Origin of the sequence: Bordetella trematum (genome assembly GCF_900078335.1) — a bacterium.
GTDB lineage: Bacteria > Pseudomonadota > Gammaproteobacteria > Burkholderiales > Burkholderiaceae_B > Bordetella > Bordetella trematum.
Map to the genome: position 1 here is coordinate 208,862 of NZ_FKBR01000009.1, position 17,495 is coordinate 226,356.

At 62.5% G+C, this 17,495-nt stretch carries 19 protein-coding genes and 2 tRNA genes; 11 read left to right on the forward strand and 10 right to left on the reverse strand.

All coding sequences use genetic code 11. The features are described 5' to 3' along the window. Positions 1-573: 573 nt before the first annotated feature. The 3 genes from rpoD (at position 574) to A7V84_RS21405 (ending at position 3,237) form a co-directional block, all read left to right on the forward strand. Positions 574-2,838, forward strand: coding sequence for an RNA polymerase sigma factor RpoD (rpoD, locus tag A7V84_RS03660; RefSeq protein ID WP_025512542.1), 2,265 nt, complete (start codon positions 574-576; stop codon positions 2,836-2,838). An 8-nt stretch (positions 2,839-2,846) separates the two neighbouring features. After that, positions 2,847-2,924 (forward strand) — tRNA-Ile (locus tag A7V84_RS03665). 160 nt (positions 2,925-3,084) lie between these two features. Continuing rightward, entirely contained in the window at positions 3,085-3,237 is a 153-nt protein-coding gene (locus A7V84_RS21405; RefSeq protein ID WP_115638868.1) for a hypothetical protein, read from the forward strand. A gap of 145 nt (positions 3,238-3,382) precedes the next feature. Here A7V84_RS21405 and A7V84_RS03670 read toward each other — a convergent pair whose 3' ends face one another. From A7V84_RS03670 to A7V84_RS03685, 4 genes are all read right to left on the reverse strand, one after another. Further along, positions 3,383-3,934 carry a hypothetical protein gene (locus A7V84_RS03670; RefSeq protein ID WP_033534455.1) on the reverse strand — a complete coding sequence of 184 codons (552 nt, stop codon included), beginning with the start codon at positions 3,932-3,934 and terminating at the stop codon, positions 3,383-3,385. 161 nt (positions 3,935-4,095) lie between these two features. Next, the gene (locus A7V84_RS03675) at positions 4,096-4,539 is read right to left on the reverse strand and encodes a DCC1-like thiol-disulfide oxidoreductase family protein (RefSeq protein WP_082833049.1); all 444 of its coding nucleotides are present in this window, start codon (positions 4,537-4,539) and stop codon (positions 4,096-4,098) included. Between the two features lie 87 nt (positions 4,540-4,626). Beyond that, entirely contained in the window at positions 4,627-4,878 is a 252-nt protein-coding gene (locus tag A7V84_RS03680; protein ID WP_025512538.1) for a hypothetical protein, read from the reverse strand. A gap of 97 nt (positions 4,879-4,975) precedes the next feature. Further along, positions 4,976-5,242 (reverse strand): hypothetical protein, encoded by a 267-nt coding sequence (locus A7V84_RS03685; protein ID WP_025512537.1) that lies wholly within the window; start codon positions 5,240-5,242, stop codon positions 4,976-4,978. Positions 5,243-5,510: 268 nt separating this feature from the next. On the opposite strand from A7V84_RS03685, the gene A7V84_RS03690 reads away from it, so the two are divergent. Next, the gene (locus tag A7V84_RS03690; RefSeq protein ID WP_063492474.1) at positions 5,511-6,161 is read left to right on the forward strand and encodes an HD-GYP domain-containing protein; all 651 of its coding nucleotides are present in this window, start codon (positions 5,511-5,513) and stop codon (positions 6,159-6,161) included. A 50-nt stretch (positions 6,162-6,211) separates the two neighbouring features. Here the strand turns inward: A7V84_RS03690 and A7V84_RS03695 are convergent, their stop codons facing one another. From A7V84_RS03695 to A7V84_RS03705, 3 genes are all read right to left on the reverse strand, one after another. Continuing rightward, on the reverse strand, positions 6,212-7,027 hold the full coding sequence (locus A7V84_RS03695; RefSeq protein WP_376765121.1) for a prohibitin family protein: 816 nt from the start codon (positions 7,025-7,027) through the stop codon (positions 6,212-6,214). Positions 7,028-7,503: 476 nt separating this feature from the next. Beyond that, on the reverse strand, positions 7,504-8,244 hold the full coding sequence (locus A7V84_RS03700; protein ID WP_052125669.1) for a phosphatase PAP2 family protein: 741 nt from the start codon (positions 8,242-8,244) through the stop codon (positions 7,504-7,506). A 120-nt stretch (positions 8,245-8,364) separates the two neighbouring features. Beyond that, a complete protein-coding gene (locus tag A7V84_RS03705) occupies positions 8,365-8,673 on the reverse strand; it encodes a hypothetical protein (protein ID WP_025512531.1) in 309 nt (102 codons plus the stop codon). A 117-nt stretch (positions 8,674-8,790) separates the two neighbouring features. Between A7V84_RS03705 and A7V84_RS03710 the strand changes: the two genes are divergently transcribed. Next, positions 8,791-9,036 carry a hypothetical protein gene (locus A7V84_RS03710; protein ID WP_025512530.1) on the forward strand — a complete coding sequence of 82 codons (246 nt, stop codon included), beginning with the start codon at positions 8,791-8,793 and terminating at the stop codon, positions 9,034-9,036. A 114-nt stretch (positions 9,037-9,150) separates the two neighbouring features. On the opposite strand, the gene A7V84_RS03715 is transcribed toward A7V84_RS03710, so the two are convergent. Beyond that, on the reverse strand, positions 9,151-10,587 hold the full coding sequence (locus A7V84_RS03715) for an aminotransferase-like domain-containing protein (RefSeq protein ID WP_025512528.1): 1,437 nt from the start codon (positions 10,585-10,587) through the stop codon (positions 9,151-9,153). Between the two features lie 497 nt (positions 10,588-11,084). Here A7V84_RS03715 and A7V84_RS03720 point away from each other — a divergent pair. The 6 genes from A7V84_RS03720 (at position 11,085) to A7V84_RS03745 (ending at position 14,374) form a co-directional block, all read left to right on the forward strand. Beyond that, positions 11,085-11,161 (forward strand) — tRNA-Met (locus A7V84_RS03720). A 229-nt stretch (positions 11,162-11,390) separates the two neighbouring features. Continuing rightward, positions 11,391-11,723, forward strand: a complete 333-nt coding sequence (locus tag A7V84_RS03725) for a hypothetical protein (RefSeq protein WP_063492473.1) — start codon at positions 11,391-11,393, stop codon at positions 11,721-11,723. A 245-nt stretch (positions 11,724-11,968) separates the two neighbouring features. Further along, positions 11,969-12,082 carry an entericidin A/B family lipoprotein gene (locus A7V84_RS03730; RefSeq protein WP_376765122.1) on the forward strand — a complete coding sequence of 38 codons (114 nt, stop codon included), beginning with the start codon at positions 11,969-11,971 and terminating at the stop codon, positions 12,080-12,082. Between the two features lie 92 nt (positions 12,083-12,174). Then, positions 12,175-12,606: a BPTD_2524 family lipoprotein gene (locus A7V84_RS03735; RefSeq protein ID WP_063492472.1), complete on the forward strand. Its 432-nt coding sequence runs from the start codon at positions 12,175-12,177 to the stop codon at positions 12,604-12,606. A gap of 35 nt (positions 12,607-12,641) precedes the next feature. After that, positions 12,642-13,001 (forward strand): hypothetical protein, encoded by a 360-nt coding sequence (locus tag A7V84_RS03740; protein WP_063492652.1) that lies wholly within the window; start codon positions 12,642-12,644, stop codon positions 12,999-13,001. Positions 13,002-13,075: 74 nt separating this feature from the next. Then, positions 13,076-14,374: an aspartate carbamoyltransferase gene (locus A7V84_RS03745; protein ID WP_033534450.1), complete on the forward strand. Its 1,299-nt coding sequence runs from the start codon at positions 13,076-13,078 to the stop codon at positions 14,372-14,374. 90 nt (positions 14,375-14,464) lie between these two features. Here A7V84_RS03745 and A7V84_RS03750 read toward each other — a convergent pair whose 3' ends face one another. Both A7V84_RS03750 and A7V84_RS03755 read right to left on the reverse strand, forming a co-directional pair. Then, complete coding sequence (locus A7V84_RS03750; RefSeq protein WP_063492651.1) at positions 14,465-15,364, reverse strand: recombination-associated protein RdgC; 900 nt, start codon at positions 15,362-15,364, stop codon at positions 14,465-14,467. A gap of 431 nt (positions 15,365-15,795) precedes the next feature. Continuing rightward, positions 15,796-17,472: an MFS transporter gene (locus tag A7V84_RS03755; protein WP_025512518.1), complete on the reverse strand. Its 1,677-nt coding sequence runs from the start codon at positions 17,470-17,472 to the stop codon at positions 15,796-15,798. Positions 17,473-17,495: the final 23 nt, after the last annotated feature.

Sequence of the window (17,495 nt, forward strand, 5' to 3'; positions counted from 1 at the left end):
TTTCATCCGTCATGGAAAGAGAACGAATGCATCGGGCTGGCCATCGGGTTGATGGCGCAGCCGGGAACAGGTTTAGCGGCTTGGCGCGCCTTCGGGCTTGTGCTGGGCCGGGGCGCAACGACGGCATGCCTGCCCTCGTACATGCGGCTTCGCCACGGCGAAGCGCTGATCGGGTCAGGCCCGGATCGGCAGGCATCCTTTGCGCCCTGAAGTAGGCAGTATCGATAGTGAGAAGGTGGGTCGTGCAGTTCGCGGCTACCCGGTGGGCGATACCGAAGTTGGATGTTGAGTCCGTATGGCAAGCGAGGAGGGCAGAGGCCCCCGCTTAGCCCCGCCTGTTGCAGGCAACGACAGCATCCCCGGTCATCAGCCGTCGGTGGCAGCGAATGAATCGCGATCCAGGCAGGCTTCCGGGTCCCAGGACCAGACGGAGCCAGCCTGGGGCAGATGCCTGTCCTGCGGCCAACGCGGGCGCGCGCATTCCGCCGATCCATCCGTTTTACCCGCAGTCCGGCCCGTGCCGGCTGACGGTGCAACCAACCCCGACGGGTTGCGACGACCACGGAAGCGACTATGACCAAATCCACCGGCAAAACCCCCTCTGCAATCGACGAGGCAGAAGTCTTGCCCACTGCGGCCAAGAAGCGTGCTACCTCCATGGCGGCGGAGAAGGCGCCCGCCAAGACGGCGGTAAAGGTCGCCAAGACCGCCACCAAGACGGCGGTGAAAAAGGCGGCCAAGACGGCCAGTGCAACGGGCGAAAAGACGACCAAGACCCGTGCCAAGAAGGCCGAGGACAAGCTGGCCGATCTGGTTGGTGGCGCGCGTGCGCCCAGCGGCCGCCGTCCGGGCCGCCCCGCCAAGAACGCCAACAACGACAGCGATGCTGACGGCTTCGACGATACGATGGATGGCGAAGGCGAAGTCGTGCCTGATTTCAAGCCGCCCAAGCGTGGCGGCAAGCGTGGCAAGAACGATCCCAAGGATCTGATTGCACGCGGCCCGGTGTCGCCGGAAGAATACGAAGCCCGTCGCAATCGCCTCAAGCAGTTGATCAAGCTGGGCAAGGATCGCGGCTATCTCACCTATGGCGAGATCAACGATCATCTGCCCGACGATCTGGTCGATGCCGAAGCCATCGACGGCATCATCAGCACCTTCAGCGACATGGGCATTGCGGTCTACGACCAGGCCCCCGATGCCGAAACGCTGCTGATGAGCGAAAACGCGCCGGTTGCGTCCAACGACGATGACGTCGAGGATGAGGCCGAAGCCGCGCTCACGACCGTGGATTCCGATTTTGGCCGTACCACCGATCCGGTGCGCATGTACATGCGCGAAATGGGTTCGGTCGAACTGCTGACGCGCGAGGGCGAAATCGAAATCGCCAAGCGCATCGAGGAAGGCCTCAAGCACATGGTGATGGCGATCTCGGCGTGTCCGACCACCATCAACGAAATCCTTGCGCATGCAGCCCGTGTGCGTGAAAGCCAGGCCCAGATCGACGAAGTCGTCGACGGCCTGGTGGACCCGGAAGACGGCGAAGAATATGCTGGCGCCGGTGTCAGCGCCGACGATGACGAGGACGATGCGCCCGCTGGCGGCATGTCCAGCAAGCAGCTCGAGGATCTGCGCGTCAAGGCCCTGGCCAAGTTCGACGAGGTGGCGCGCCAGTTCGAGAAGATGCGCCAGTCCTATGAAAAGGGCGGCTATCGCTCCGAAACCTACGTCAAGGCCCAGGAGACCATCCAGACCGAGCTGATGGGCATCCGTTTCACCGCCAAGATGGTCGAGAAGCTTGCCGATACGCTGCGCAGCCAGGTGGAGGAAATCCGCCAGCTGGAGCGCGCCGTGCTGCACACCTGCGTGGACCGCGCCGGCATGCCGCGTTCGCACTTCATCAAGGTGTTCCCTGGCAATGAAACCAACCTTCAGTGGGTGCTGGACGAGGTCGCCGCTGGCCATCCCTACGGCGATACGCTGGAGCGTCAGATCCCTGCTGTCCAGGAACTGCAGCAGAAGCTGCTGGACCTGCAGGCGCGCGTGGTGCTGCCGCTCAAGGACCTGAAGGAAGTCAACAAGCGCATGGCCACCGGCGAAGCTAAGGCCCGCAAGGCTAAGCGCGAAATGACCGAGGCCAACCTGCGCCTGGTGATCTCGATTGCCAAGAAGTACACCAACCGGGGCCTGCAGTTCCTGGACCTGATCCAGGAGGGCAATATCGGCCTGATGAAGGCCGTCGACAAGTTCGAATACCGCCGCGGCTACAAGTTCTCGACCTACGCGACCTGGTGGATCCGTCAGGCCATCACCCGCTCCATCGCTGACCAGGCGCGCACCATCCGGATTCCGGTTCACATGATCGAAACGATCAACAAAATGAACCGCATCAGCCGCCAGATTCTGCAGGAAACCGGCGCCGAGCCGGATCCCGCGACCCTGGCGCAAAAGATGGACATGCCCGAGGACAAGATCCGCAAGATCCTGAAGATCGCCAAGGAGCCGATCTCCATGGAAACGCCGATCGGTGACGATGATGACTCCCACCTAGGTGACTTCATCGAGGACACCTCGACCCTGGCGCCTTCGGATGCCGCCTTGCATGGTTCCATGCGCGATGTCGTCAAAGAAGTGTTAGACTCGCTCACCCCGCGCGAGGCCAAGGTCTTGCGCATGCGTTTCGGTATCGAAATGAGCACCGACCAGACGCTCGAAGAAGTCGGCAAACAGTTTGACGTCACCCGTGAGCGGATCCGTCAAATAGAGGCCAAGGCACTGCGCAAACTGCGCCACCCCAGCCGCGCCGACAAGCTGAAGAGCTTCCTGGAAGGTCAGTAAGTTAACGGGGGCCTCTAGCTCATGCTGGTTAGAGCAGCGGACTCATAATCCGTTGGTGCCGAGTTCGACTCTCGGGGGGCCTACCAATAAAGTCAAAGGGTTGCGTGTGATCACGCAACCCTTTTTCTTTTTCCGGGTCGAGTCGCTGCGGGTCGTGCCGCGAAGGTACAGGCAGTAACTGCCGCTATGGCCTTGTTGCAGCGAAGGGCAATACACTGCGCGCATCTCCTGCTTCGAGTCTTTCAAATGAAGATTTTCTATGCCCTGGCCATGGTGGCGGCCTTGTTGGCTGGCTGTGCGGTCTATACGCCGGACGGCGCTGTGATCATCGATCCGCACGGTGGCGGCGGAGGCGGTGGATTCTGTCCGCCGGGGCAGGCCAAAAAAGGCAACTGCTGATTGCGCTGGGAGAAGCATCCTGCTTCGGGGGCATCCCCATGGCTTGGCGCCCGGCCACGAGTGGGAGGGCGAAGCCAGTCAGTCGCGCGCTTGGATGGCGCCGCAGGCGCAGCAGTCTGCGCCTGCGTGGCCGGGGCCGCTCGGATCAGACAGTGGCCGGCCCGACACGGCGTGTGCTGCGGCGCGGATAGCGCCCTGCCCGGGCGTGAGGGGTGTCCTGGGTGTTGTCCTGGCCGAAGGCTGCACGATGGGCCAATTGTTCTATGACGCCGGGTAACTTGCCGCGGGCCAGCACGGATGCGCCGGCCTGGCGCAGCCAGGCCATCCCATATGCCCCATCTTGGGGCGGTGTGAGGCGATCGCCGCTCTGTTTTGCCGGTGGGCGGCAATGCTGCTCGATCATGGCGGGCAAGCCATAACCTTGGCCTTGCGTGAGGATCGCCGGATCCGCGGGGATCGCAGGAGATTCGAAAACGTCCACGGCGAGGGTCACAAGGCCCGGGCTTTCGAGACGATGGGCATAGATGCTGGCGAGGTAACCGAGCGCCAATTGCTCGCAGCTCGGGAGCGCCAGAGGGTGGTTGCCGCGCAAGATCGGGTCGGCTGAGTCAGTCAGGATCAGGAAGGCGTCGGCGTGAGCCGGGCAGGCAGCAGACAGGGCGAGGAAGCCAAGCGCGATGGCGTTGCGAGTAAACACGGTGTTCTCCTGGCAGGGGCAGCGCTGGGAAGCGCAGTGTTTACTCAAGCAATTCCTGTGCCAGCAAGGGGGGCTGTGGTTTGGCGTTCTCGCGGGCTGACGCAAGAAGACGTGGCGGCGAAGTGCGGCGGCGCGCATCGCCATCTGGCCGATGAGGCGGATCAGCGGATCTTCTGGCGGCCCAGTAGCGCGAGCAGCAGCCTGCGGCCCAGCGCGAGAAGTGGATACAGCCGCTGGGCGACGGCGGGGCGTCCCAGCCAGCTCAGGAGGGCCCCGGTAAAGCCTGGGCGTTGGTGGTTCAGCTGGTTGATGGCGGCGAAGGCTTGCGCCCCGCTCAGCCGCAAGGCGCCCAATTGCAGCACCATGCTGTCGTTGATTTCAATTCCCTCGGCTCGCAAGGCGGCGACCTGCTCAGGCGCTTGGCGAGCATCGATGATCATCAGTTCTGGCCGGATCCGGCGCAGCGCGCTCCAGGCGATGTAGCGGGTGCAGATCGGGCATTCTCCGTCATACAGCAGGTAACTCTGCGGCACGCACGAGGCAGCGTCGCTCGTTTTGGAGGGACCAGGTGGCGAGGCATCAGGGGTGAGGCTGTGGCGGGGCATGGCTATGGGTCAGGACAGGCGCCAAGCGGCTGTCGGCATTCTGCCGTCCTGCATGCGGGTCGGCGCAGGGCGTCCCGAAAAACGGGCTCAGTGCAGAGGTTCGGCCGGTTTGTCGTCGATCCAGCGCAGCGAGTTCTGCAACTGCATCGCGAGGCTTCTGGCCTGTTCGTGGGTGAGCATGAATGATTGCGCGCCGGGTGTCGGGTGGGCGGTATCTGAGGGCGTGTCGCTGCGAGGAGCTGGCTGGATGCGCAGGATCACCACTTCGCTGGGACCGACGAGCGCTCCTACCTGGATGTTCGCGACGTTCTGAGGCGGCTTGCCCTTGGGGGATGTCATGGTGTGGGCACCTTCGCGCCAGGTTGGTCTGCATGGGCCGGAAAACCGGCGTGGCGCTGGCCGCCACCGAAGACAGGCAGCGGCCAGGGGGGCTGGCTCAAAAGCGGGAGTCCGGGGTGAAGGGCGCTTCCTGGGCCGTGGCCGCCCGCAGGTCGGGGGGCTGGCCATTGAGATCGGCGACCTGGATCAGGGCCAGGCGGGTGGCTTCATCGATGGCGGTCTGCGCAGCCGGGTAGTGCTGTTGCACGTCGATGCGTCGTTCTTGCTGGGAGGGGTCGGGAGGCAGCAGAACATAGCTGATCTGCCAATGTCCGTCGCTACCGACGGGGCGTTCGATGCGGAAATCCCATTTTGCTTGACTCATAGTGCCTCCTGATCGATCTCGTCCATCTTAGACCCTAATCAAGGTTTTCGGCAGGTTGATGGGCGCGGGATAGGTATCAGGCAAAATCAAGATGACATATTCAGCTACAATTTGCGACCATTATTTCCAATGAGTCATTCATGCAGTTTGTTGCGCCGAGAGGGGGTAGCCGATATCTCGCCAGGACTGAGTGTCAGCGGGCGGCCTTGATAGATGGGCGTGATCGCTGATGCCGCAGCTACCCTGTGCGTCGCCGATGGATCGGGCGATGCAGGTCGCCGCGCGTATCCAGTCCATTTTGTCGGTGCTCAAGCGTCGTGACGCGCACACAGCCGTGCATGCAGAGCGTACGGCACATGTCGCCATGTTGCTGGGCCAGGTCGCCGGCCTGGAGCAGGATCAGCAGTATGTGCTGGCGACGGCTGCGTTATTGCACGATATTGGCAAATTGTCCGTCCCCATGCGGATCCTGGAGTTCCGCGGCCGTCTGGGGGGTGACGATTGGGTTCGCATGCAGGGGCATTCTGCTGTCGGGGCACGCATCGTACAGGAATTGCATCTGCCGCTGGGCGACGAGGTGGCCCAGGCGGTGCGCCATCATCACGAAAGCGTGGACGGCAGCGGTTATCCGGATCGATTGAAAGGCGATGAGATCGCCTTGCCCGCCCGCATCATCAGCCTGGCCGACGCCTACGATGCGATTTCTTCGGCACGCTCCTATCACCGACAGCGCAGCCACGAAGAAACCATGGATATTCTGGGGGGGGAGGTCGGGCGCAAATGCGATGGCCCGCTGTTCGAGCTGTTCCGGTCTGAGGTGGCGCCCCGGTTGCTAGAACCCGGACGCGAGATCTGCGATCCCACGCAAACGGCCCGGCAGGCGATTGAACGCTACTGCCGGGCCGCGATCACACACTGACTGCAAAGCTCGGGGGCCGCCACGTTGGGTGGGCGGCCCCATCTGCTGGTTTACTTGATGCCGATGAAGGGCAGGGCCGATCCGGGGACCTGGGTCTCCGGCAGTTTGCCGTCCCATTTTTCGACCGCATTCAGGTTGACCAGATTGGTATTGGTGGCCAGCGCGCGAGCCTTGGCTTCGATGGCGGCTGCTTCGGCATCGCCGCGCAGTTTGATGCCGTCCGCTTCAGCCTTGAAGGCGGCAACACGGGCTTTGGCGGAAGCTTCGGCCTGTACCACCTGGATCTCGGCCTGGATTTCCGCCGTCTGCTTCTGTTGGCGCGTGGTTTCAATCTGGACCTGCGCCAGCATGCGTTTCTCGATGCTGTCCTCGTAGGCCTTGGAAAAACCGACTTCCTCGACCTGAACGCTCACCACGTTGATGGGCACTTCCTGCAAGGCGCTGCGCATGGCGGCGTTGGCGTCCATGCCCATTTTCTCGCGTTGCTGGATGGCGCTGGCGGCGGTGTATTTGCCGAAGACGTTCTTGATGACGTCATAGGTACGGCGTTCGATCACGCGTTGCTCGACGTTGGCCAGGGTTTGATACTCCGAGTAAAGCTCGGCGATCTTCTCCGGCGGCACCTGGTAGGTAATCGATACGCGCAGGCTCGCGGGCTGCTGGTCGTAGCTGTAGGCTTCCAGTGGCGCCGAACCGCGGCCGCCGAAGCTGATGGTGTGATCACGCACCGAAATCATGTGCACGGTGTCGATGATGGGCAGTTTGAATCCGAGGCCAGGATCGGCGACGCTGACGATCTTGCCATTGCGCAGCACGACGCCGCGCTCACCCTGGTCCACCTGAAACCACGAGCCGAATACAAGCATCAGGATCAAGGCAAATGCCACGAGTCCCAATATCCCCCATTTGGCCGCACCGCGAGCCTGGGTGGCGACGGTCTGGAGTTGTTCTTTGGTTGCCATTCTGCTGGTTCTCCTACTGATCAGAATCGATTGCGGTTGCGCTCGCCGACATAGGCCTTGATGCCCTTCACCAGGAAAAAGGCGACAACTGCCGCTCCGATCAGTATCAGTGCGATACGCATGGTTTCCCTCTCTGTTTGCTAGCGCGTGCGCATAATAGTCTGCATTGCGCCGGGCTCATTGCCTTAATGAGGTCAGGGATGTATCCGTGCGTCGAAAATAGCGGGCGACTGCGCGCGCGCCTGGCGACGTGCAGCGCCTTGCCAAGCCGCTAAGTCGCTGTCATATAAGGGGGGCAGCGCGTCATGGCCGCGCTGCGGCGGCATACTTGAAATGTCGCCATATGAAGCATTTTGATAATTTTTAGAAGCTCGGCAGCCTCACCGTCCGGCGCGGGGGCGCCGAGGGTGGCGTTCTGGGTTGTCGTCCTTGCGCACCAGCGGCAGAAAGCACAGCCCGCCGACCAGGCAGACCAGGGCGGCGGACCACAGTGTCTGGCTCAGGAAGTGGGCGCCCTGCATGATCCGCACAGCGCCGAAAAGCAGGCCCAGCGCCACCCCGGCGGTTAGCCCGCCCCAGCGCAGCCAGGGTCGTTGCAGAGCCCAGCCCAGGAAGTACAACAGCGCGATGGAATAGCCGGCCGCGGCGTGATTGCTCGGAAGGGCGCGCCCGGCTGCTTGCCCGCCGAAGGCGAACCAGCGATCTGGCCAGTGAAGCTCGCCGCCGAACAGGCTCAGGCGATAGGGGCGCGGCAGGGCCGTGTAGCCCTTGAGCCATTGCACGAGAATGGGCACGGCGATCATGGCCAGCAGCAGCAGAGCGTAAGGCAGCCACTGCCGGCGGGGCGCGTGAGTTCGGCACTGGAATGCCATGATGACTAAGCTGGCCAGGGCCACTCCCAGTGGTAGCGCCAGCAGCAGCTTGTGGCCCAGGAGCTCCAGCCAGGGCTGGTCATTCCAGGGAAAGCGCTGGCTGGTCGCGTCATAGAACAGGCGCGTGCAGGCGATGTCGAGACGGCTTTTCTGCACACCCAGGGCCAGGGTGGCGAGCAGGCCGGGCAGCCCAATGAGGTAAATCAGGCTATAGGGCAGCCGGCCAATGGGAAGCAGGGGGCGGAGCATGGCGAAAGATGACGTGGGGAGGATGCCATCCTAGAAAGGAAGGCATCAAAAAAACGTCAAATTGCCAAAATCGGGTGGGGAGATGCGTTTCGTCCCGCCTGCCGGGCGGGCAGGGCGTCGTCAGCGTGCCGGGGGCGTGTCGCGCGGTGGCGCGTCGCAACTGAAAGTGAGCACGGCTTCCTTGGGCATCAGGCCGGTTGCGTGGTTGGAGCTGACTTCGGGGCGGGCATAGCGGCGATTCTGGGCGGCACAATAGTCTTCGGCCTGCTTGCGTGCCTGATTCTTGATTTCCACCCAGGTCATGGCTTTCATGCCGGCGTTGTAGCGGATCTGATAGCGTTCTTGATCCACACGCTGGATTTCACTGCTGACCCCGCAGGCCGCAAGCAGGGCGGCCGAACAGAGCACGAGGCAAAGGCGAAGGGGCATGACGATTTCCGGCAAGAGGGCAACGCATCATTTTAAGCCAGCCACGGCGGCGGCGGGCCCATGCTAGCATCCGGGCCGTTGGCCGTCGGCAGACGGCATCCTACGGAGAATCATCGCATGGACCTGCAAGAGCAAATCGCTGTCATCGTGCATACGGTGTCGCATCAGGGCGGGCGTATCGACGCCTTGAGCGCCACGCTCGCGGCCACACTGAATCTGGTCAAGACCTCGCCGGGGCTGAAGGAAGCCATCGAAGGGCAGCTGGAAAAGCACTACGCCAATCTGCTGGCCCGTTCCGAAAACCCTCAGTACGTGGCTGGCTTTGAAAGCGTTCGGGATGCGGTAATCAATACCCTCAAGTGAGCAAACCGATGGGCGATGCCCGGAAAGTTACCCACAGGTTTTGTGGATAAGCCTTGGGATAGTGCTCCGATAATTCAATATTTCTCTTTCGTGACAATCGTTTAGCCTGGAGGGTCAGTTCTGGAGCGAGTGCGCAAGGCGTCCCAGCGTCCGCAGGCTGCGATCGACACGCAGGGGATCGGGATCGGCGCAGCTCAGGCGCACGAAATGTCCAAAGCGCGAAGCGTTGGAGAAAATCGCTCCCGGCGCAATGCGTATGCCTTGTCTGAGCGCCGCTTCGAACAAGGCTTCGCCATCGATGTCGTCGGGCAACTCCACCCATAGCAACATCCCGCCGGGCGGCAGGGTCAGGCGGGTGGCCGGCGGGAACTCCCTGGCCACGCCGCGCGCCATGTGTTGGCGCTGCCGCGCCAGTTGCCCGCGCAGGCGGCCCAGGTGGCGGTCGAAGGCTTTGGTCGCCATGTAGGCGGCTGCGGCCAGTTGTCCGGCGGCTTCGTTGGGGCGGCTTTGCGCGTATTTCAGCATGTCGATGCGGGCTTGCCAGCGGCCGCCCAGAACCCACCCCAGACGCATGCCGGGTGCGAGCGTCTTGTGCAACGACGAACAATAGATCACCTGGCCGTCGCGATCCCAGTGTTTGATGGCGCGTTGCGGCCCCGTGTCGATCAGCAGCCCATACGTGTCATCCTCAATCAGCGCGATCTCATGCTTCAGGCAGCATTGCAGCAGTGCCTGTTTGTCGTGATCAGGCATGACGCAGCCGAGCGGGTTCTGCAGATTGGGCACGGCTACGACGGCGCGGATGCCGGGTTGGGTCTGGAGGGCGAGATCAAGCGCTTCGACCGACAGCCCGCGTTGCGGACTGGTCGGGATCTCAAGTGCCCGCAGGCCCAGGCTTTCCAGTACCTGCAGCAGGCCGAAGTAGGCCGGGGATTCGACCGCGATGGTGTCGCCCGGTGATGCCACCGCACGCAATGCCAGGTTCAAGGCTTCGATGCAGCCGTGTGTGACGATGACGTCCTGGGCGGTGGCCCGGATGCCGCTGGCCAGCATGCGCCGCGCCAGAACCTCGCGCAAGGCGGGCGCGCCCTGCGGCGGTACCCGGCTGGTGAGCAGGCCCGGTTGCTGGCGCAGGCAGCGTGTCAGGGCTTGGCGCAGCGCATCCTGCGGGTAGGCCTGTGGTTCGGCGGCGGCCAGCGCAAAGTTCACGCTATCAGGGTACTGCTCGCAACGCGCGATGAAATGCGATACGCGATCATGAATGCCGACATAGGCGGCCGGTTGCTGCGCGGCGCGCATATCGGGCTCGGTGGCGGGAGCCAGGCTGGGGGCGCTGGAGGGCCGCACAAAATAGCCTGAGCGGGGGCGTGCCTCCAGCAGGCCGTCTTCTTCGAGGCGGCGGCAGACTTGCAGCGCGGTGCTCAGGCTGACCTGATGGGTGCGCACCAGATTGCGCACCGAAGGCATGCGTGCCAACGGGGGCAGCACGCCCGAGTGGATGGCGTCGCGGTAGTACTCGGCCAGACGTTGATAGAGAGGCTGTGCAGACATGGCGTCATGATGGCGCCGGCAGGGGCGGCGGCGACAGGTACAGCAAGGCGGAAAAACAACCATAACAGTTGACCCGCAAGCCTGTCTGTTGCGGATCAGAAGCTGCTTTTCTGTGTCTGTTGCGTTCTGGCCGGTCTGTTTACGCTTGAGGCTGTTCATTCACGCTCCATGAGGTGCAGATGGCATCGCCCCGTTCATCATCGATGCATGTGCTTGCGACCGGCCAACAGACCGTGTTTGCCAGCCGTTGCGGCGACCGGATCATCTGTCTCGAGGGCCAGGCACAGGTGCTGGCTATGCCGCCAGACTGGGGGTGGCGGTGGCAGGCATGCCTGCATGCCGGCGAATCGCATGATTGCGATGGGGCGGGGCTGCTGCATCTGCGGGCAGACACCGCCTGCACCGTGATTCATCTGCCTGCAACCTCCTTATGGCATGGCAGGGCGGGCCGCGGCGTGCAGGCTCTTTTAAAATGGTGTATGATTCGTTTCATCAGACGCGGGGTGGAGCAGTCTGGCAGCTCGTCGGGCTCATAACCCGAAGGTCGTAGGTTCAAATCCTGCCCCCGCAACCAAATTCAAAAAGCCCTGGTTTCCGACCAGGGCTTTTTCGTTTCCGAGGCCTTTTCGGGCCTTGTCTTCCATGCCCTCGCGCATGCTATGCCTGTTGTTTCCGATGGGCTATCCTTGTTCCAGCCGTTTCATCCGCGTAATCCGTTGCTGGCTTCTTCGTCTCCGGCGAGGTTGCCGCGCCGCTGCCTGTGGGTTGTCGATCAAGCCAGGCGCAAATACAAGAGGAGCAATATGGGAACCGCCAAGTACGACCATCCTGGCTACATCGCAGACACCGGTATGCATTGCAAGTTTGTTATTGGCGTGTGGTGCCCTCATGGTTATCCGGCACATATTCATATCGGCCGTTTCGTTCCGGGCGGCAAGGCCGAGGCGAGGCTGCGTCTGCGCATCCCCGATGGGGTGTTCCAATCGCTGTCCGACGATATGGAGCGCCTGTGCCGCCGTGCGCTGGGCCAGGCCATAGATGAAAATCTGCTGGCCGACAGCGACGGCAATTTCCAAGAGACCCGTTTCCGGGTCGATGCGGTGCCCTGGGCAGGCCCTTTGCAGCCGGTGGCTTGAGTTGTTCACTCCGATGGTGGATAAGTCTTGGGACAGTTTTTTTGCAACGTCGGAATCCTCATTGATTACAAGGGCTTATCGTTGCTGGTCAGTTAATGAGCGGCACGCCGCATCATCTGCGCTAAGACGGTTGTAATCCAAAGGCATGGATTACGGTATTCTGGCCGTAGCCGCCCGGCGTGGGCGGCTGGCCATGTGGTCTGTCATCTGATCCTCAAGGAGTCCTCATGAAACAACGCCTTTTCATGATTTTCGCATTGACGCTTGCCGTGGCTTCCGCTGGCTGCAATACGGTTTCCGGGGCAGGCAAGGATATCGAGCGCGGCGGCGAGGCGATTCAACGCGCGGCGGATCGCTAGGGCCACGGCCGGCTTGCGCGTCTGCGCAAGCCGGCCGGATCGACCTGTTGCATAATCTGGCTTTTCGCTAACTGGCAACAGAGGGCAGGATCATGCGCCTGTATATGGGTTTGGCCGCGATGGCTATTGCGCTGGCGGGGTGTGCCGGCAAGGGTTTGCTGGAGCCGGATGCCCAGGGAACGAGCGAGGCGTTTGTCGTCAATGCGGACCCCATGGCGGCATTGCGGCGTGCCAGTGAGTATGTGCGCATTTGCCACGAAGAACGTGTCTATCCCTATGGCGCCAGCTATGAGGCCAAACGCCAGCTGGGCGAGCGTGGCCTGCCTCATCAGGTGATGCTCAGCAAGACCAAAGAGCCGGCCAAGATACTGGAGCAGATCCAGGTCCAGGAGGGCGAGCGTGCCAACCAGGCGCAGGTGAAGATCATCGTCCTGGGCGAGGGCATCTGGGATGCCGCAGAAATCGCGGCTGCGCGCGAGTCCATCGAAACGTCCACTCCCGTCTGCCGCAAGCTGGAAAACTAGGGCGTCGCTTGCGATAAGGAGTTGTCGTGGCGGCCATGATTCGGATATGGAGTGCTGCGGCAGGCGTGCTGGCATGGCTCAATGGCGGCGCCAGCCTGTTGCTGGCGGCATTTGCCTTGGGGGTCGTGGGTCCGGATATTGCGCCTCCCGACGATCTTCCTCTTTTCCTGCTGTGTTTCCTGGTCGGGTTGCTGGCGGCGGTGCCTGCCTGGTTGCTTTTGGGGGCGGCCTGTGCCGCCGATGGCGCACAGCGGCAGGCGTTGGCGCGCATGTTCGCGCTGGTGGGGCTGTGCGGGCTGTTGCTGGCCTTGCTGGCGTTTGCCCTGGGTTGCGGCTGGGCAGTGCTGGCAGCCCAGGTCGATGTTGTGCCGGGGACACTGAGCGCCTGGCGATGACGAAAAACGGCTTTACGGGGGCGGCTTTCCTAAAATAATATACGCATTGCGTACATTTCTATCGGGCCGCTTTCATGTCCATCTCCCAGCAAGCCTTTCTGCGCGACGCTATGCGCCGCTTGAATCTGACCCGCGATGTCTTCGCGACCCGTATCGGCGTCAAGCGCCGTGCCCTGGATACGTGGCTGTTGCCCGAGGGATCGCAGGAGTGTCGGGCCATGCCCGAAGTGGTCGAGCGTTTTGTCAGCGAAATCGTACAGAACCGCGATCTTCTTGAGAAATATACGCAAAGCGTACAAAGCGGCCCGCTGCGCGACCGGATCGCGGCCAATGGCAAGCACCAGCTTCTGTCGGTGGATCAGTTCACCCGCGAATCGGTAGAAGACCTGTTTCGCGTCGCCGACATGATGCAGCCGATTGCCCGGCGTCAGAAGGTCTCGCGCGTGCTGGAAGGAGCGGTACTGGGGAATCTGTTTTTCGAAGCGAGCACGCGCACGCGGGTGAGCTTTGGTTCGGCGTTCTGCCGCCTGGGCGGATCGGTGTGTGACACCACCGGCTTTACCTTTTCGTCGATGGCCAAGGGTGAGTCGATCTACGACACCAGCCGGGTGATGAGCGGTTATGTTGATGCCATGGTGATCCGCCATCCGGAAAAAGGGTCGGTGGCCGAGTTTGCGGCCGCCACGAACATTCCGGTGGTCAATGGCGGTGACGGCCCGGGCGAGCACCCCAGCCAGGCCTTGCTGGATCTCTACACCATCCTGACCGAGTTCTCACGCCTGGGCAAGCTGCTGGATGGCGCCCATATCGCCATGGTGGGCGATCTGAAGTACGGCCGCACCGTGCATTCGCTGATCAAGCTGCTGTCGCTTTACAAGGGTTTGAAGTTCACCCTCATCGCGCCGCCGGGGCTGGAGATGCCCGATTATGTGCTGGAGCAGGCCGCGCGCAACGGCAACGTGATCGAACAGAAATCATCGCTGGCCGATGGGCTGTCGGGCGCGGATGTGATCTACGCCACGCGTGTGCAGAAAGAGCGCTTTGCCGGTGGCGAGGAGTCCAGCGAGGGTTACACCGCGGAGTTCCAGGTGAACCGCGCCATCGTGGACACCTTCTGCGGTCCGGACACCATCGTCATGCACCCGCTGCCGCGCGACAGCCGCCCGGGGGCCAATGACCTGAGCGTGGATCTCAATGAGGATCCGCGGCTGGCGATCTTCCGCCAGACGGACAACGGTATTCCGGTGCGCATGGCCATCTTTGCTGTGCTGCTGGGCGTGGAGGATCTGGTCCAACATTCGATGCGCGACGTGACCTGGCGTCATCCTTCGCATATCGGTCCGGACGATTCCGTTTTTCACGGCCTCGAATAAGGCCTGGCGCGCGCTTTCGGCGCCCTGCAATGACAATGGCGGCCCTGGGGCCGCCATTGTTTTTTGTCCAGCGGGTCGGGCAGCGCGGGTTCAGTCGCGCTTTTCGCCGCCCAGCGCTTCGACCAGTTCGGTCATCAGCTTGGCGAGTTCGCCGGTCATCAGGGCCATGTCGGAGTCGAACTTCTCGTCGTCATTGAGCGCGAGGTTGTCCGGATTTTCCTTGAGCACATCCAGCGGCGTGACGCGCTTGACGTCCATGGCTTCGGTAAGCACGAAGGACACCCGGTCGGCCCAGGTCATGGCCAGGCGGGTGCACTGCTTACCGGACTTGATATGGCGGCGCACGTCGTCGGCGTCGATGCTGTGCTTGACGTAGCGGATGGCGGCGCGGCTTTCGCCGGAGGCGCGCAGTTCGGTGTCCTGGTCGATGGAGAAGTTGGCAGGCGCCTCATCGGCGGCCAGCCAGCCCGTCATGGCGGCAGCCGGGGACTGCGCCACGTAGAGGTTCTCCAGCGGCAGGGGATCGACCGTCTTGACCAGCATGCCGATCACTTCGTCTGCCTTGGCCGAGGCGGCCGCGTCGATCACCAGCCAGTGATTGCGGGTGTCGATCCAGACGCGCGTGTCGCGATAGATGCTGAAGGCGCGCGGCATCAGTTCGTCGGTGACGCGCTCCTTGATTTCCTTCATTTGCTTGCGGCCCGGCTTGTAGCCTTGCTGCTCTTCGATTTCCTGGGCGCGGGCGCGGGCCACCTGATTGACGACGGTGGAAGGCAGCAGCTTTTTCTCGGCACGCAGCGACAACAGGATCTGGCCGTTGATGCTGTGCGAAAGGCTGGCGTTCTCGCGCGGCGAGATCCAGCCCAGCGTTTGCATTTCGAGGTTATTGCCCTGCCGGTATGCGTGCTTGGCCAGGCTTTCTTCAAGCTGTTCGCCGGTCAGCGTCCAGGGGGCAGACAGTCGATAAATCTTGAGATTCTTAAACCACATGGCGTCGGGCAAAAGCGTTGATTCTATACGAGAGCGAGTCGGTGCGCCGGACGGGCGGTGCCGGTGGACATGTTTGCGTACATTTCGGCGAACCGCGATGCAGCGTTCGCCGGGCGCCGGTAAAAAAAACGGCCCGGTAAGAACCGGGCCGATACGGGGCACACAATACCGTGTCAAAAAAGGCTCGCGGGGAACACGGTATCGGTGTCAGAGAACTGGCCCTGCAATCCGCGTCCAGGGGATCGTTTGTCCGCGGGTAGACGCAAGGCCGTGATCTGAAGACGCAGTCTAATAGGTCGAGTCTGACGGTGTCCTGAAAGCAGACTTGTCCTGTATGCCGGCACGACGCGCCGGGCAAAAAAAAAGCTCCCGGAGGAGCTTTGAAAAGGCCGGACTGGCGCAGCGGTCCAATCCGGCGGGGGAGGGTTGGATCAGGCGTCGATATCGTTGTTCTTGGTTTCACGCAGCCAGAAGGTGCCGATGACCAGGGTCATCACGGCGATTACGATCGGGTACCACAGGCCGTGGTAGATGTTGCCGGTGGCAGCCACCATGGCGAAGGCCACCGGGGGCAGGAAGCCGCCGAACCATCCGTTGCCGATGTGATACGGCAGGCTCATCGAGGTGTAGCGGATGCGGGTCGGGAACATTTCTACCAGCATGGCGGCGATCGGGCCGTAGACCATGGTCACGTAGAGCACCAGGATGGTCAGCAGCAGCACAACCATGACATTGTTGGTCTGCGCCGGATCGGCCTTGGCGGGATAGCCGTGTTCACGGATGGCTGTGGTGAGGGCCTTGTCCAGTTCGGCGACCTTGGCCTTGAATTCGGCCGGCGGCAGGCCCGCGCCTTCGAAGGAGTCGAACTCGTCATTGCCGACGCGCACTTTGGCCGGCGTGCCGGCGGGGGCGGTCTGGTTGTCATAGTTGACCGAGTTGCGCGCCATGAACGACTTGACGACGTCGCAGGAGCTGGTGAACGAAGCCGTGCCTACCGGGTTGAACTGGAACGAGCAGGTGGCCGGGTCGGCGATCACGGTGACCGGCGCGGTGGCCTGGGCTTGGGCCAGGGCTGGGTTGGCATAGTGCGTGATGGCCTTGAAGATCGGGAAATAGGTCAGCGCGGCCAGCAGGCATCCCGCCATGATGATGGGCTTGCGGCCGATTTTGTCGGACAGCGAACCGAAGATCACGAAGAAGGGCGTCGCAATCAGCAGGGCAATCGCCAGCATGATGTTGGCGGTATTGGCCTCGACCTTGAGGGTCTGCGTCAGGAAGAAGAGCGAGTAGAACTGGCCCGTGTACCAGACCACGGCCTGGCCGGCGGTCAGGCCCAGCAGTGCCAGCAGGACGATCTTCAGGTTGCGCCATTGGCCAAAGGACTCGGCAATGGGGGCTTTGGAACCCTTGCCTTCTTCCTTCATGCGCTGGAAGGTCGGCGACTCATTGAGCTGCATGCGGATCCAGACCGAGATGCCCAGCAGGATCACCGAGATCAGGAAGGGCACGCGCCAGCCCCATTCCTGGAAGGCTTGTTCGCCCAGCGAAGTGCGGATGCCGAGGATGACCAGCAGCGACAGGAACAGGCCGAGCGTGGCCGTGGTCTGGATCCAGCTGGTGTAAAAGCCGCGACGCCCGTGGGGGGCATGTTCGGCCACGTAGGTGGCCGCGCCGCCGTACTCGCCGCCCAATGCCAGGCCCTGCAGCAGGCGCAGCACGATCAGGATGGCAGGAGCCGCGATGCCGATGGTGGAGTAGCTGGGCAGCACGCCGACCAGGAAGGTCGACAGGCCCATGATCACGATGGTGACCAGGAAGGTGTATTTGCGTCCGACCAGGTCGCCCAGACGGCCGAACACCAGAGCGCCGAAGGGGCGAACGGCGAAACCGGCCGCGAAGGCCAGCAGGGCAAAGATGAAAGCAGCGGTGGGGTTCACGCCCGAGAAGAAGTGCTGGGCGATGATCGCGGCCAGTGAGCCGTACAGATAAAAGTCATACCACTCGAAAACCGTACCCAGCGACGACGCAAAGATGACTTTCCGTTCTTGGCGTGTCATTGGCCGGTGTGTCGCCTGGGGGCCTTGCCCCGGCAGAGTTGTCGTGCTCATGGTGTCTCCTCGTTGTTGGCCAG